Below are 14,428 nucleotides of genomic sequence, written 5' to 3'. Positions count from 1 at the left end.
GAATGACGAAAGACAACAGGCAGGACTAGGCGTCGCCGCGCTGGTCCCTGAGGCGGAATCCGGTTGCTTGTAGTTGTAGCGATACTGCTCGGAGTCGTGCAAGGCCTGACGGAGTTTCTTCCCGTCTCGAGTTCGGCGCACCTGATTCTGGCCCGGCTGGTGTTCGGCGTGGACCCCGATCGGCTTGGAATGGCGTTCGACGTGGCCTGCCACGTCGGCACGCTGGTCGCCGTGGTGGTCTTCTTCCGCCGGGACCTGGTCGCGATGGCGGCTGCCGCCGCGGGCGTGTTCCAGCGAGCCCCAGAGGGGGCGGCGCGACGGCTTCAACTGGTGGTGCTCGGCACCCTGCCCGTGATGGTGGTCGGATTGCTGGTTGCGGGCCGGATCGAGGAGCAGCTTCGCACGCCCCTGGTGGCGTCTGTGTCGCTGGCGCTCGGAGCGTTGCTGTTCTTCTGGGTTGAGCGCGTCGGATCGCGCAGCCGCGCCGACGAGTCCTTGACGGCTGGCGAGGGGCTGGCGATTGGCATCGCGCAGACGGTGGCGCTGGTGCCGGGCGTCTCGAGATCGGGCGCGACGATCACCATGGGCATGTTCCTGGGGTTGACCCGCGAGGGCGCCGCCCGGTTCTCGTTCCTGCTGGGCGTGCCGGCGATCCTGGCGGCGGCGGGCCATGAAGGGTTGCATCTGCTCAAGACCGGGATGGGCCGCGACGACGCCGGGATCTTTTTCGTTGGCATGATCACCTCGGCCGTCGTGGGCTACGCGGCAATCAAGTACTTCTTGAAGTACCTGACCAGCCACTCGCTGGTGGCGTTCGCGTGGTACCGGCTGGTGGTGGCGTCCCTGGTATTGGGGTGGTGGCTGGTTGGCTGAGGACGTCAGGCCTGGAGGCGAAGAACATGGGGGCAATCGGGAACGACGGGCGGTCGCAGCAGCGGCGAGCCTGGACAATGGCATTGATGCTGGTCGCGGTGCTGTCGTTGACCGGCACCGTTGTGACCGCCGCTGGCCATCGGGCGCCGCAGGTCGAGCCGCCCCAGGCTGCCGCCGAGCATCACGGCGGCGGTGAGGCCAGCCTCATCCTGCCAGATCTCAGCCAGGCGAAGTTCCTGGGGACCGATGGCCGGAGCCTGCTGATGCTCGGGTTGCTGGTCTGCGTCGGCGGACTGCTGTTCGGCTACTACATTCATCACGACATCAAGAAACAGTCCGTGCATCGGTCGATGGCCGAGATCGGCGACCTGATCTACGAGACGTGCAAGACGTACCTGCTGCAACAGGGCAAGTTCATCCTGATTCTCGAGGTCTTCATCGGGTCGGTCATTGCCTTCTACTACGGCTTCCTGATGCAGTTTCCGATCGAGCGGGTCGCGATCATCCTGGCCTTCAGCCTGGTCGGGATCGCCGGGTCGTACGGGGTGGCGTGGTACGGCATCCGCATCAACACCTACGCCAACTCGCGCACCGCGTTCGCCAGCCTGCGGGGCAAGCCGTTCGCGATTTCCCACATCCCGCTGCAGGCCGGCATGAGCATCGGCATGATGTTGATCAGCGTCGAGCTGTTCATCATGCTCTGCATCCTGCTGTTCATCCCGGGGGAGTACGCCGGTCCCTGCTTCATCGGGTTTGCGATCGGCGAGTCGCTCGGCGCCGCGGCGCTGCGGATTGCCGGCGGCATCTTCACCAAGATCGCCGACATCGGGTCCGACCTGATGAAGATCGTGTTCAACATCAAGGAAGATGACGCGCGCAACCCCGGCGTCATCGCGGACTGCACGGGCGACAATGCGGGCGACTCGGTCGGCCCGAGCGCGGACGGCTTCGAGACCTACGGCGTGACGGGCGTCGCGCTGATCTCGTTCATCCTGCTGGCGGTGAACGAGCCGGTCGTGCAGGTGCAGCTGCTGGTCTGGATCTTCCTGATGCGCGTCATCATGGTGATCGCCAGCGGCCTGTCCTACTTGATCAACAACGCGATCGCGAAGGCGCGCTACGGCACCGTCGACAAGATGAACTTCGAGGCGCCGCTGACGTCGCTCGTCTGGCTGACCTCGTTCGTTTCGGTGGGCCTCACCTACCTGGCGTCGTACTTTCTGATCCCGGAGCTCGGCGGCGACACCACGCTCTGGTGGAAGCTGTCGACCGTCATCACGTGCGGCACGCTGGCGGGCGCCATCATCCCGGAGGTCGTCAAGATCTTCACCTCCACCGAGTCGGGCCACGTCAAGGAAGTCGTGAAGGCGTCGCGCGAAGGCGGCGCGTCGCTCAATGTCCTTTCCGGCCTCGTGGCAGGCAATTTCAGCGCCTACTGGCTCGGCATCGTGATCGTCGTGCTGATGGGGACGGCGTACTTCGTGAGCTCGATGGGTCTGAGCGCGCTGATGATTGCTCCGGCCGTGTTCGCGTTCGGCCTCGTGGCGTTCGGCTTCCTCGGTATGGGGCCGGTGACGATCGCGGTCGATTCCTACGGCCCCGTCACCGACAACGCGCAGTCGGTCTTCGAACTGTCGACGATCGAGCAGATCCCCGGCGTGAAGGCCGAAATCAAGAAGGACTTCGGCTTCGATGTCGACTTCCGCCGGGCGAAAGACCTGCTCGAGGAGAACGACGGCGCCGGCAACACGTTCAAGGCCACGGCCAAGCCCGTGCTCATCGGCACGGCGGTGGTCGGCGCGACGACGATGATCTTCTCGATCATCTTCCTGCTGACCAACCGGCTGCAGCCCGACCTGGTGGCCAATCTGTCGCTGCTGCACCCGCCGTTCCTGCTGGGCCTGATCACCGGCGGCGCGATGATTCACTGGTTCGCTGGCGCCTCGATCCAGGCCGTCTCGACGGGGGCGTACCGCGCCGTCGAGTTCATCAAAGCCAACATCAAGCTCGAAGGTGTGACGAGAGCCTCGGTCACCGACAGCAAGCGAGTCGTGGAGATCTGCACCCAGTACGCACAGAAGGGGATGTTCAACATCTTCCTGACCGTGTTCTTCTCGACGCTGGCCTTTGCGTTTGTCGAGCCGTACTTCTTCATCGGCTACCTGATGTCGATCGCGCTGTTCGGGCTGTTCCAGGCCATCTTCATGGCCAACGCCGGGGGCGCGTGGGACAATGCGAAGAAGATCGTCGAGACCGAACTCAAGGAAAAGGGCACGGCGCTGCATGCCGCCACCGTCATCGGCGACACCGTGGGCGACCCGTTCAAGGACACCTCGTCGGTGGCCATGAATCCGGTGATCAAGTTCACGACTCTGTTTGGAATGCTTGCGGTGGAACTGGCCGTCAAGCTGGGCCTCGACGCGGGCCAGGCCGTGACGCGTTCGCTGGCGGCCGTCTTCTTTGCCGTGGCGGTGGTGTTCGTGTGGCGGTCGTTCTACCGCATGCGCATCGGGGCGCGGTAGGGGCAGATCAACGTCGGGGAGCGATCGAGGCTGGTGAAAGACGCCAGACCCGTGGGATTTCTGGCGGATAGCCGATTTCGGTTGTTTGGTGTCTAATCTTTCAGGGCGGTCGTCTGGAGCCAGGCAGAATCACGGTGAGGGACGGATTCATTGACACCCTCAAGACGCTCTGGCTATAATCGGCCGCCTTCGTGCTTCGACTCGTAATGGCGGTTTGGTGTTCTTGCGAGGCGATGCCGCGAAACATGCTCGCTCAGCACGAAGGCCTGAGTGAACGAATTCGCAGGCAAGGGTGTGAATCGAAGGACTTCGTCAACTGGGTGAGTCGAAGAGGTTAGGAGGACAGACCGGTGCCACGCGATATGTTCGGGGACGTCACGAACCCCTCAATCACACTCGGGAGTCGGAAGTGGTACACCGTTCCGCTCTCGATCTTCGTCCACACGCTGATTATTGCGCTTGTGGTGATCATCCCGTTGATGGCGGCCGACGTGCTGCCGAGCATCCCGGGCATGATGGCGTTTGTAGCGGCTCCGCCGCCGCCACCGCCACCACCGCCACCGCCGCCACCGCCGGCGGCAGCGGCGCCGAAGCCCATACTGGAAGTGAACCCGGCGGCCGCGCCGGTGACGGCGCCGTCTGAGATCAAGCCTGAGACCGGCATCTTAGCCCCCGAGGGCGGGGTGACCGGCGGGGTTGAAGGCGGAATTCCCGGCGGCGTCGTTGGCGGCGTCGTCGGCGGTCTTGCGGAAGCGCCACCGCCACCGCCGCCACCGCAGGCGCCGGTTCGCGTAGGCGGCAACATCCGTCCTCCGACCAAGGTCAAGGACGTCAAGCCCATCTACCCGAGTATCGCCCAGTCGGCGCGCGTGCAGGGCGTCGTCATCATCGAGGCGACGATCGGACCGGATGGCAAGGTGAAAGACGCTCGTGTGTTGCGATCAATCGCGTTGCTCGATCAGGCCGCGCTCGAGGCGGTGCGCCAGTGGGAGTTCACGCCGACGCTGCTCAACGGCGTGCCGGTACCGGTCATCATGACGGTGACGGTGAACTTCACGCTGCAGTAGGCCCTGTCGGTCGTGTCGACTGACGCGGGTGAGGGGGCCGTTTCTGCCGGCGCCCCGGAGAACAGTGGCAGGTAACATCGTTCGTTTTCTGGAGGATGGAGAGACATGAACCTGATTGATATGTGGAACCAGATGGGCATGTTCGCGAAGGCCATTGCGTGGATCTTGTTCATCATGTCGATGATCTCGTTCGGCGTGGCCATCGAGCGTTTCTATACGTTCCTGCAGGCACGCAAACAGTCCAAGCTGTACGCACCACAGGTGGCGAAGCACCTCAAGGAAGGCCGCCTGAAGGAAGCGCTGGCGCTGTCGCAGAAGAAGGAATTCCGGTACAGCCACCTGGCGAAGGTCGTGCTGGCCGGCTTGAACGAGTACCAGTACCAGGCGGACACGACTGGCGGGACCGCGCTGAGCCGCGAAGACGTGGTTGACACCGTGCGCCGCGCCATCCAGCGCGCCTCGGCCCTGACCGCCTCCGACCTGAAGCGCGGCGTCGCGGCGCTGGCGACCATCGGCGCCACCGCACCCTTCGTCGGGCTGCTCGGCACCGTCATCGGCATCATCACGGCGTTCCAGGGCATCGCGGCTACCGGCTCCGGCGGTCTCGGGTCCGTGTCGGCCGGCATCTCGGAAGCGCTGGTCGAGACCGCGCTCGGACTCGTCGTGGCCATCCCGGCGGTGTGGTTCTATAACTACCTGACGGGCCGGATCGAGTACTTCAACGTCGAAATGGACAACTCCTCGTCGGAGCTGGTGGACTACTTCATCAAGAAGACCGCCTAGTCACGCACGTCTCGGTCTCCTGCCAGGCCCCGGTGCGGGGTCGCGGAGGGCTCGGGCGGGCAGATGCGGGAGTTAGACAGAGGAGACGGTCACTATGTCAATGGATGTGGGCGGCAGCAAGGGCAACCTCAAGGCGGACATCAACGTCACGCCGTTGGTGGACGTCATGCTGGTGCTGCTGATCATCATGATGCTTATCGCCCCGATGTTGCAGCAGGGCGTGCCTGTGACGCTGCCGCAGGCCGCCAACACCGCGGACAAGCCGGAAACGCAGGAGCAGACGGTGGTCGCGGTCGACGCCAACAAGGTGATGTACCTGAACGGCATGCGGATCCGCGAGGATGATCTGACGAACCAGATCACGCAGTTGATGGAGAACAAGAAGGAGAAAGTCGTCCTGATCAAGGGCGACAAGGATGCTCCGTATTCTGCCATCATGTCCGCGATGGACCGGCTGCGGGCCGCGAATATCGAGAACATCGGTCTCATCACTGAACGCAAGATCAGTACATCGGGAGGTCAGTGATGGCACACCACAAGCATTTCGGCGCAGAGGAGAACGTCAAGTCGAAGGCACTGACGGCGAGCGCGGACATGAACGTCACGCCGCTGATCGACGTGCTCCTCGTGCTGCTGATTATCTTCATGGCGGCGCTGCCGCTGACGCAGAAGGGCCTCGACATCAATCTGCCGCTCGATACCAAGAGCAAGACCGAGATCAATGAGCCGAGCAGCCAGATCGTTCTCGAGTACACCGCGGACCGGCGCATCTCGGTGAACAAGCAGGACGTCAGCATCGGGGAGTTGGAGACCCGCCTGCGCAACATCTTCGAGCAGCGCAAGGACAAGACGATGTTCATCGTGGGCGACGGACGGTTGCGCTACGGTGACATCACCGACGTCATCGACGCCGCCAAGGGCGCGGGTGTCGAGAAGGTCGGCATCGTCACCGAGGGGATGCGCCAGGCGGCTGGCGTGGCCACCGGCGGCTAGGCCCCGTCCCATCGGCGCCTCAATATCGGCCGGCTGACCCGCCTCGCGCGGGTTGGTCGGCCGTACGTTTGTACGGGACCGGAAGAAGCAAGAAGCACGCGTAGGGGCACGGCATGCCGTGCCCGAACCATAGACGGTCGGGGAGACGAACGGCAGCCCGACGGACCGAGAGGTGCCGTGGCGCTTCGCGAAACGGCCCCTGTGCGCCCCATCAAGGCCTCCTGAGCCAAACCCCCTGTACAGCCCAAGGGCCGCCCCAGCCACCGGCTGAGACGGCCCCAGGAGGTCGTCAGTGGGTTTGGCCGGCGTCTCTACTTGGTAACGCCAGCCAGCTTCTTCTTCTGCAGCTCCTTGGCCTCGTTCTGGAGCTTCTCAGCTTCCTTGAGCAACGCCGACTGCCTGGCGGCGTCCTTCTCGAACGTGGCCTGGAGGCGGAGCAACAGCCCCTTGTAGGTAATCGCCTCCATGTAGTCCGGCTTGAGCTGGAGCGCCTTGTCGATCGCCGTCATACCCTGGCTGACAAACTGCTTCTTCTCCGGTTCCTTGAGGCGGAAGTCGCGATAGGCCTTGTCCCAGTAGTAGGTCGCGATCGTGTAGTAGGCCTCCGGGTTGTTCGGCTCAATCGTCGCCCGCTGCGTCAGCGCCTCGATGGTCTTGCCGAATTCTTCCTGCCGATTGTAGAACCCGCCCAGCTGGAGGAAGACGTTCGGGTCGTTTGGCCGGGCTTCCTTGGCTTTCAGCAGGACGGCCTCGGCCTTGTCGTACTCACCCGCGTCCTCGTGGATCTTGGCGAGCTGGAAGTAGCTGGAGGTGTCCTGCGGGTCAGTCTGGATCATCTTTTCGACGATCGGCAGCTGCTGTGAGGGATCGTTCATCTTGTCGGGTCCGTACGCGGCCACGAGGAATTCCATCGCCCGTTTCTTGTAGGTCGGGTCCTTCTCCACTTCGGCGGACTTCTTGTAGTACTCGATGGCCTTGGTCAGGTACTCGTCGTTTTCCTTCTCACCCTTCCGAGCCGGCTTGTACATGTTGTCGTAACTGCTGGCCAGGAAGAAGTACGCGAACTGAATCTCGGGGTCGGCGGCGACCGCCTCCTCGTACAGTTTGGCCGCCTTCTTGTACTCTTGCAGTCGGTACTGCGCGTTGCCGTCCTTGAACTTCGAGACCGCCTGAAGTTTATTGTACTGGCTGCACGCAACCAGCGACAGGGCCAGCCCCGCGAGAATCGCCAGTGATGCGCCCCGCCAGAATCCCCTCAACATTGTGTCCCCCTTACCAGACGCGCGCGGCGCGGCTTGAATCGGCCGGAACCGGCCATCAGAATTAGAACAAATCGAATTGAGACCAGCCGTCCAGAGGGCCAGGCGCTCTCACAGTCGCCGAAAGGCCAAACCCCCGAGCCGGGCCAGTATAATGAACCGAAAACATGTGAGTCAAGCAACCCGCCTTCGCCCCGACTTCGCTCGTCCAGCTTCGTCGGGGTCTCGCCATAGCGCTTCGCGCGGCGGCGGACAAGACTGCGGCGCGCGAGCGACCCTCGCCTCGACCGATTGGGCCGGAAACCCTCATTCCTTGACCGCCCGCCGAACCGATCCCTATGATGGTGCCGAGACGGGTTCACATATTCCTGTCAACAATTAGACACCATCCGCCATGATTCGATTCGAAGATCTGGTCGAACGAGCCCAGGCCTATATTCCGGAGGCCGACGTCGAGCAACTGCGGCGGGCGTACGTCTTCTCGGCATTTGCGCACAAGGGCCAGGTTCGCCGATCGGGGGAGCCCTACCTGGTCCATCCGCTCGAAGTCGCCTACTTTCTGGCGGATCTGAAGCTTGATCCGGCGGCCATCATTGCGGGCCTGCTGCACGACGTCGTCGAAGACACCCTGACCACGGTCGAACGCATCCAGGAGCTGTTTGGCCCGGAAGTCGCGCACCTGGTCGAAGGCGTGACCAAGATCGGCGCCATCCCGTTCTCGTCCAGCGCCGAACGCCAGGCGGAGAACTTCCGCAAGATGCTCCTGGCGATGATCGACGACATCCGGGTCATCCTGGTGAAGCTCGCCGACCGCCTGCACAACATGCGGACGCTCCAACACATGCCCGAGGACCGCCGGGTCGTGATCGCGCAGGAAACCCTCGACATCTACGCGCCGATCGCCAATCGCCTCGGGATGAGCCGGCTGAAGAACGAACTCGAGGATCTGTCGTTCCGGCACCTGGAGCCGGCAGCCTACGCGGCGCTCAAGGCCCGCGTGGAAAGGCGCCGCAAGGCGACCGAGGGCCTGGTTGAGGAGCTGGTCCGCACCGTGGACGCCAAGATTCGCGAGGCCGACATTCCGATCGTCTCGATCGACGGCCGGATCAAGCGGCTGTACAGCATCAACGAGAAGCTGAAGCGCCAGAAGATCGAACTCGAACAGGTGTACGATTTCCTGGCGATCCGCATCATCACCAAGACCGTCAAGGACTGCTATGCCAGCCTCGGAATCATTCATCATGCGTGGCCCCCGGTGCCCGGCCGCATCAAGGACTTCATTGCGATGCCGCGGCCCAACGGATACCAGTCGCTTCACACGTCCGTCATCAGTGCGCTCGGGATCGCGTTCGAGGTGCAGATCCGGACCGAGGAAATGCACCGTCAGGCCGAGGAGGGAATCGCCTCGCACTGGAAGTACAAAGAAGGCCGGGTCGGCGCCGCCAACGACGAGCGGTACTTCCAGTGGCTGCGGCAGATGCTCGAGTGGCAGCAGGAAGTGAGAGATCCGCAGGAGTTCATCCAGAATCTCAAGGTCGATCTGTATCCGGGAGAGGTTTACACCTTCACGCCGAAGGGCCAGGTCAAGGCCCTTCCCCGCGATTCGTCAATCATCGATTTCGCGTACACGATTCACACCGACGTCGGCCACCGGTGCATCGGCGCGCGCATCAACGGCAAGATGATGCCGCTGCGCACGCGGCTCAGGAACGGCGACATCATCGAGATTGTCACCAGTCCCAAACACAAACCCAGCCGCGACTGGCTGAACTACGTTGTCACCACCCGCGCTCGAAACAAAATCAGGCAGTTCCTGCACGGGGAGGAGAATGAGCGGGCCGTCGATCTCGGGCGGAAGCTGCTCGAGAAGGAGGCCCGGCGTTACGGCGTCAACCTGAAGACCTTGTTCGACGAGGACACCCTCGACCGGATCGCTCCGGAATGGGGTGCGCAGGCGGCGGAGGAACTGTTCGCGGCAATCGGGTACGGCAAGGTGGGAGCCAGGCAGGTCCTCACCAAGGCCGTCCCGGATGGTGCGCTCAAGGAACAGCGCGAGTCGGCCGTGACCGCGGCGGTGAAGCGGGCGATCGGCTTGGGAGGCGACCAGATTAAGGTGCTTGGCGCCGACGACCTTCTCGTGGTCCGGGCCCGCTGCTGCAATCCGATTCGCGGGGAGAAAATCGTGGGCTACATCACACGCGGCAAGGGCGTGTCCGTGCACGCCGCCACCTGCCCCAACGTGACCAACCTGCTGTACGACCCGGAGCGCCGGATTGACGTCGAGTGGGACAAGGGCCAGGGCGCGGGGCGCTATACCGTCAGGCTGACCGTGTCGGTCGAGGACCGGAAAGGGATCATTGCGGAGGTCAGCGCGCGGATTACCGGCGTCAACACGAACATCATCGACATCGAGGCTCGCACCGACGAGCCTCAGCGGGGCTGGATCAAGGTCACTGTGGAAATCAGCGACATGAAGCACCTGGAGAAGGTGATCAAGGCGCTCAAGAGCGTCAAGGGCGTGATTGCCGTCGACCGGGCCAGGGCTGTGCCAACCAGCAGCGGGCAGGCGACGCTCTAGCAGCCCGACAGATCGGCCACAATCTCGATTTCGACGCGCACATCGCGCGGAAGCCGCGCGACCTGGACCGTCGAACGCGCAGGCGCAGGCTGGTTGAAGTACTCGCTGTAGACCGCGTTCATCGCCGCGAAGTCATTCATGTCGGCCAAAAATACCGTCGTCTTGACGACCTGCTCGAACGACCCGCCGGCCGCCTTCAACACGCCGGCGATATTGTCGAAGACCCTGCGCGTCTGCGCGGCGATATCACCGGCCACCACGGCCCCGGAGACCGGGTCGATGGGAATCTGGCCGGACGCAAAAAGGAGAGTGCCGGCCCGGATGGCCTGGGAGTAGGGACCAATCGCCTGCGGCGCGTCGGTGGTGCTGATGGCTTTGCGCATGGCTCAGGCGGCCTTGACGACTTTGTTCGAGCGCAGGCACCGCGTGCACACGCGCATCCGCTTGACGCCACCGTTGACCGAGGCGCGGACCGTCTGCAGGTTCGGCTCGAACCACCGTGCGGAGACATTATGGGCGTGACTGACCTTGCGGCCCATCACCGGGCCCTTGCCGCACACTTCACATCTTCTTGCCATACATCATCACCTGCCGCCTCCGAAGGGTCCTCATGACCCCCAATCAGACAGGGCGGAATCCCCAATCATACCACGACTTCGAGCTGATTCCGACGGGGCGACCCGTCCGTGATGCCTCGTCTCCCGCTGCGGACCGCGTCGCGCCACCGTGCTGGCGCGGCGCTGCGGTCAGATTCAAGAAACACCACCGCGCACACCTGCCACGCGCATGTGGCGGAGATGCCACACGTCCCCTTCCAAGGTCACTCCTCCTGGCAGCCCATCTTACTCCGACAATTTAGATCGGATTGTCGAACCGTCGCCGGATCTCCGGCGTCTAATGAGTTAACGTGGTCAGCAGGCGCAATTGGTCCGCGCGAAGCGTAGTGCTATAAGGCATGTGTTATCAATTGGTTGTGGCTGCTGATGGATTGGGCTCAGGCAGGGCTGACGTGGAAGGTGCTGACGGCCGGGCGGGAGTGAGCGCGCCACGGACCACCGGATGGCAGATGGGGATTGACAGTACCGAGCCACCCGGCTAGAATGGCAGATTCTTTGCAAGGGTGTTGCTGGCATAGAGACGCTGACGTCCCAGGATGACGCGAAAGGAGCGTCGGACACCATGGCTACCAATGGCGCAACCGTGAAGGGCACCAAAAGCGATCGTTACGGCGAGCTGAAGCGCATGCTCGAAGACCGCCGTCGTGAAATCATGAGCGAAGTGCACGAGAAGATTCGCGGCGTCCGGACCGAGGGTTCGCACGGCAAGACAGGCGGAGTTCTCGACGATGGCGAGAGCTCCGAGGCGGACATTCAGGAGGACATCGAGTTCGCGCTGATCCAGATGAAGGCCGAGACGCTGACCAAGATCAACGAAGCGCTGTCCAGGCTTGAAGAAGGAGCGTACGGCGATTGCTTCGAGTGCGGCGACGAGATCGCCCAGCAGCGCCTGCGCGCCCTGCCGTTCGCGGTGCGCTGTAAGGATTGCGAGCAGGCACGTGAGAACGCGATGCATCGCGAGCGGCTGATGGCGCAGCGATCAGCCTCCTCGTCGCTCTTCTTTGACATCTCCAACTGACTGCGGCATTCTTCAGGCGGGTTGTCGGCCCTCGCGGGCCGGAACCCGCCGAATCTTTTTCTGTTTCGACTGCGGCCGGGGACGCCAATGGCGCGTCCCGCCCCTGCCAGAAGCGAGGGTTGCGGATGAATGACGTACCCGAAAGGCCGCCGCTAGAGGATTTAACAGGCGGAGAGAAGGCGCTCTCGATTCCGCCCGAACTGCCGATCCTTCCGCTGCGCGACACGGTCCTGTTCCCCAATTCGTTCATGCCGCTGGCTGTGGCCCGCGAGAGCTCCGTGGCTTTGATTGACGAGGCCATCGGCACCGGCAAGCTGATCGCGGTCTTCACTCAGCGCGACGCGAGCGTCGAGGAGCCGCGCGCCGAGGAGTTGTATCCCGTTGGCACGGCGACGCACATTCACAAGATGTTCAAACTGCCGGACGGGAGCCTTCGCCTGATCGTGCAGGGGCTCGCCCGGCTGCACCTTGATGCCATCGTCTCTACCAGTCCCTATCTGCGCGGGCGCGTACGGCACGCCGTAGACATGACCCAGGAGGCCGACCATCTGGAGATCGACGCGCTGCAGCGGAACATCAAGTCGAATTTCCAGCAGGTCGTGTCGCTCTCGCCCCTGCTCTCCGACGACCTGCAGACGCTGGCGCTGGGCATCGCGGAGCCGGGACGGCTGGCCGACTTCATAGCGTCGAGCTTGAGCACGATCGGCACGCCGGTCAAGCAGGAGGTGCTCGAGACGCTCGACCTCCGTGAGCGGATGGCGCACCTGAACCGAATCCTCATCAAGGAACTGGAGGTGCTGGAACTCGGTTCGAAGATCCAGTCGCAGGTCCAGTCCGAAGTCGGCAAGAACCAGCGCGACTACTTCCTCCGCGAGCAGATGAAGGCGATCCAGAAGGAGCTGGGAGAAGGCGACGACCAGGCCAAGGAGATCGACGAACTGCGCGACAAGATCGCGGCGGCAGGCATGCCGGATTTGGTGAAGAAGGAGGCGCTCCGCGAACTGGAGCGCCTGTCCCGGATGCCGGTGGCGGCCGCCGAGTACACGGTGTCGCGCACGTATATTGACTGGCTCGTGACGCTGCCGTGGGCGGCGCGCACCGAGGAGACCATCGATCTGGCCCACACGAAACGCATCCTCGACGCGGATCACTCCGATCTCGAGAAGGCCAAGGATCGCATTCTGGAATACCTGGCCGTACGGAAGCTGAACCCCGAGATGAAGGGACCGATTCTCTGCTTCGTCGGTCCCCCCGGCGTGGGCAAGACATCGCTCGCCAAGTCGATCGCCACCGCGCTCGGCCGGAAGTTCGTTCGCGTCTCGCTCGGCGGCATGCGGGACGAGGCCGAGATCCGCGGCCACCGGCGCACCTACATCGGCGCGCTGCCGGGACAGGTGATTCAGGGACTCCGGCGGGCGGAGTCCAGGAACCCCGTGTTCATCCTCGATGAGATCGACAAGCTGGGATCGGATTTCAGGGGCGACCCGGCGTCGGCACTCCTGGAGGTTCTGGATCCGGAACAGAACAACACGTTCCGCGATCACTACCTCGACGTGCCCTTCGATCTGTCGGAGGTGCTCTTCATCACCACGGCGAATGTCCTCGACCCGGTGCCTCCCGCCTTGCGTGACCGGATGGAGGTGCTCGAACTGCCGGGCTACACCGAAGAGGAGAAGCTCAAGATTGCCTGCGAGCACCTGATCGCCAAACAGGTGAAGAACCACGGCCTCACCGCCGAAGGCATCACATTCACCGACGACAGCGTGAGGACGGTCATCCGGGGGTACACGCGCGAGGCGGGTGTCCGCAACCTCGAGCGCGAAATCGCTGCGCTGTGCCGCAAGGTCGCGCGGCGTTACGCCGAAGGCAACGAGGCGCCGGTCACCATCACCTCTGCCGTGGTCATGGATCTGCTTGGCGCGCCGAAGTTCGTCGATGAGGAGGTCGAGGAGCGGACCAAGGCCCCGGGCGTCTCAATCGGCCTCGCGTGGACGCCGGTAGGCGGCGAGGTGCTCTTTATCGAAGCCTCACGCATGAAGGGGACCGGCTCGCTGACGCTGACCGGACATCTCGGCGACGTCATGAAAGAATCCGCGCGGGCCGCCCTGTCGTGGCTGCGGGCCAACGCCACGCGCTTCGGTGTCAAGGGGGATTTCTTCCACGACGCCGAGATTCACCTGCACGTGCCGTCAGGGGCGATTCCGAAAGACGGCCCGTCGGCAGGCGTCGCGATGGTCACCGCACTGGCGTCCGAGATCATGGGCCGGCCCGTGCGCGGCGATCTGGCGATGACCGGCGAGATTACCCTGAGCGGCCGGGTGCTTCCGGTCGGGGGCATCAAGGAAAAGGTGCTGGCGGCGCGTCGCGTCGGCCTGCGCGAGGTGATTCTCCCGCGGCAGAACGAGAAGAACATCAACGAAGACATCAGCGAGGACCTGCGGCGGGATCTGAAGGTCCACTTCGTCACCACGATTGACGAAGTGCTCGCGCTGGCGCTGCCAGCGGCACTGCCGGCAGCGATGTCACCCAAGCCCCGGACGCGGCGCAAACGCCAATCCGCCGCGCGAGGGCGCTAGGCTGAAGTTCCGCGCTGTCGACAGTAACTGATTGCATACTTTCTGGCCGAAACCTGTATCTTTCCGTAGGTTTTGTGGGCGCATAATGTAGTCACTAAATATGGCTTGACAGATCGGGTTGGTAGCCCTATATTGTGCGTAT

Annotated in this window: 12 protein-coding genes; 9 read left to right on the top strand and 3 right to left on the bottom strand. The window is 63.4% G+C overall.

All coding sequences use genetic code 11. The features are described 5' to 3' along the window. Positions 1-63 precede the first annotated feature (63 nt). From uppP to NTV05_13725, 6 genes are all read left to right on the top strand, one after another. Positions 64-873 (top strand): undecaprenyl-diphosphatase UppP, encoded by an 810-nt coding sequence (uppP, locus tag NTV05_13750; GenBank protein MCX6545459.1) that lies wholly within the window; start codon positions 64-66, stop codon positions 871-873. Positions 874-959: 86 nt separating this feature from the next. Continuing rightward, positions 960-3,395, top strand: coding sequence for a sodium-translocating pyrophosphatase (locus NTV05_13745; protein ID MCX6545458.1), 2,436 nt, complete (start codon positions 960-962; stop codon positions 3,393-3,395). A gap of 350 nt (positions 3,396-3,745) precedes the next feature. Further along, on the top strand, positions 3,746-4,462 hold the full coding sequence (locus NTV05_13740) for a TonB family protein (GenBank protein ID MCX6545457.1): 717 nt from the start codon (positions 3,746-3,748) through the stop codon (positions 4,460-4,462). 105 nt (positions 4,463-4,567) lie between these two features. Further along, positions 4,568-5,245 (top strand): MotA/TolQ/ExbB proton channel family protein, encoded by a 678-nt coding sequence (locus NTV05_13735; GenBank protein MCX6545456.1) that lies wholly within the window; start codon positions 4,568-4,570, stop codon positions 5,243-5,245. A gap of 94 nt (positions 5,246-5,339) precedes the next feature. Next, on the top strand, positions 5,340-5,771 hold the full coding sequence (locus tag NTV05_13730; protein ID MCX6545455.1) for a biopolymer transporter ExbD: 432 nt from the start codon (positions 5,340-5,342) through the stop codon (positions 5,769-5,771). Next, positions 5,771-6,238, top strand: coding sequence for a biopolymer transporter ExbD (locus NTV05_13725; GenBank protein ID MCX6545454.1), 468 nt, complete (start codon positions 5,771-5,773; stop codon positions 6,236-6,238). The genes NTV05_13730 and NTV05_13725 overlap by 1 nt, the downstream gene beginning before the upstream one ends. 311 nt (positions 6,239-6,549) lie before the next feature. On the opposite strand, the gene NTV05_13720 is transcribed toward NTV05_13725, so the two are convergent. Next, positions 6,550-7,500: a tetratricopeptide repeat protein gene (locus tag NTV05_13720; protein ID MCX6545453.1), complete on the bottom strand. Its 951-nt coding sequence runs from the start codon at positions 7,498-7,500 to the stop codon at positions 6,550-6,552. Positions 7,501-7,891: 391 nt separating this feature from the next. Between NTV05_13720 and NTV05_13715 the strand changes: the two genes are divergently transcribed. Then, complete coding sequence (locus NTV05_13715) at positions 7,892-10,075, top strand: bifunctional (p)ppGpp synthetase/guanosine-3',5'-bis(diphosphate) 3'-pyrophosphohydrolase (protein MCX6545452.1); 2,184 nt, start codon at positions 7,892-7,894, stop codon at positions 10,073-10,075. Here the strand turns inward: NTV05_13715 and NTV05_13710 are convergent. Both NTV05_13710 and rpmB read right to left on the bottom strand, forming a co-directional pair. Beyond that, on the bottom strand, positions 10,072-10,458 hold the full coding sequence (locus NTV05_13710) for a RidA family protein (GenBank protein ID MCX6545451.1): 387 nt from the start codon (positions 10,456-10,458) through the stop codon (positions 10,072-10,074). The two genes, NTV05_13715 and NTV05_13710, sit on opposite strands and share 4 nt — an antisense overlap. A gap of 3 nt (positions 10,459-10,461) precedes the next feature. After that, positions 10,462-10,653, bottom strand: a complete 192-nt coding sequence (rpmB, locus tag NTV05_13705) for a 50S ribosomal protein L28 (protein MCX6545450.1) — start codon at positions 10,651-10,653, stop codon at positions 10,462-10,464. 601 nt (positions 10,654-11,254) lie between these two features. Here rpmB and NTV05_13700 point away from each other — a divergent pair. Together NTV05_13700 and lon are read left to right on the top strand one after the other, a co-directional pair. Further along, positions 11,255-11,710, top strand: coding sequence for a TraR/DksA C4-type zinc finger protein (locus NTV05_13700; GenBank protein MCX6545449.1), 456 nt, complete (start codon positions 11,255-11,257; stop codon positions 11,708-11,710). Positions 11,711-11,835: 125 nt separating this feature from the next. Beyond that, positions 11,836-14,286, top strand: coding sequence for an endopeptidase La (gene lon / locus NTV05_13695; GenBank protein ID MCX6545448.1), 2,451 nt, complete (start codon positions 11,836-11,838; stop codon positions 14,284-14,286). Positions 14,287-14,428: the final 142 nt, after the last annotated feature.

It is taken from the genome of Acidobacteriota bacterium (genome assembly GCA_026393755.1).
Taxonomy (GTDB): domain Bacteria; phylum Acidobacteriota; class Vicinamibacteria; order Vicinamibacterales; family JAKQTR01; genus JBAXOX01.
Note: the sequence above shows the minus strand (reverse complement) of the source record. Positions and strands in the feature narration are given on the sequence as shown.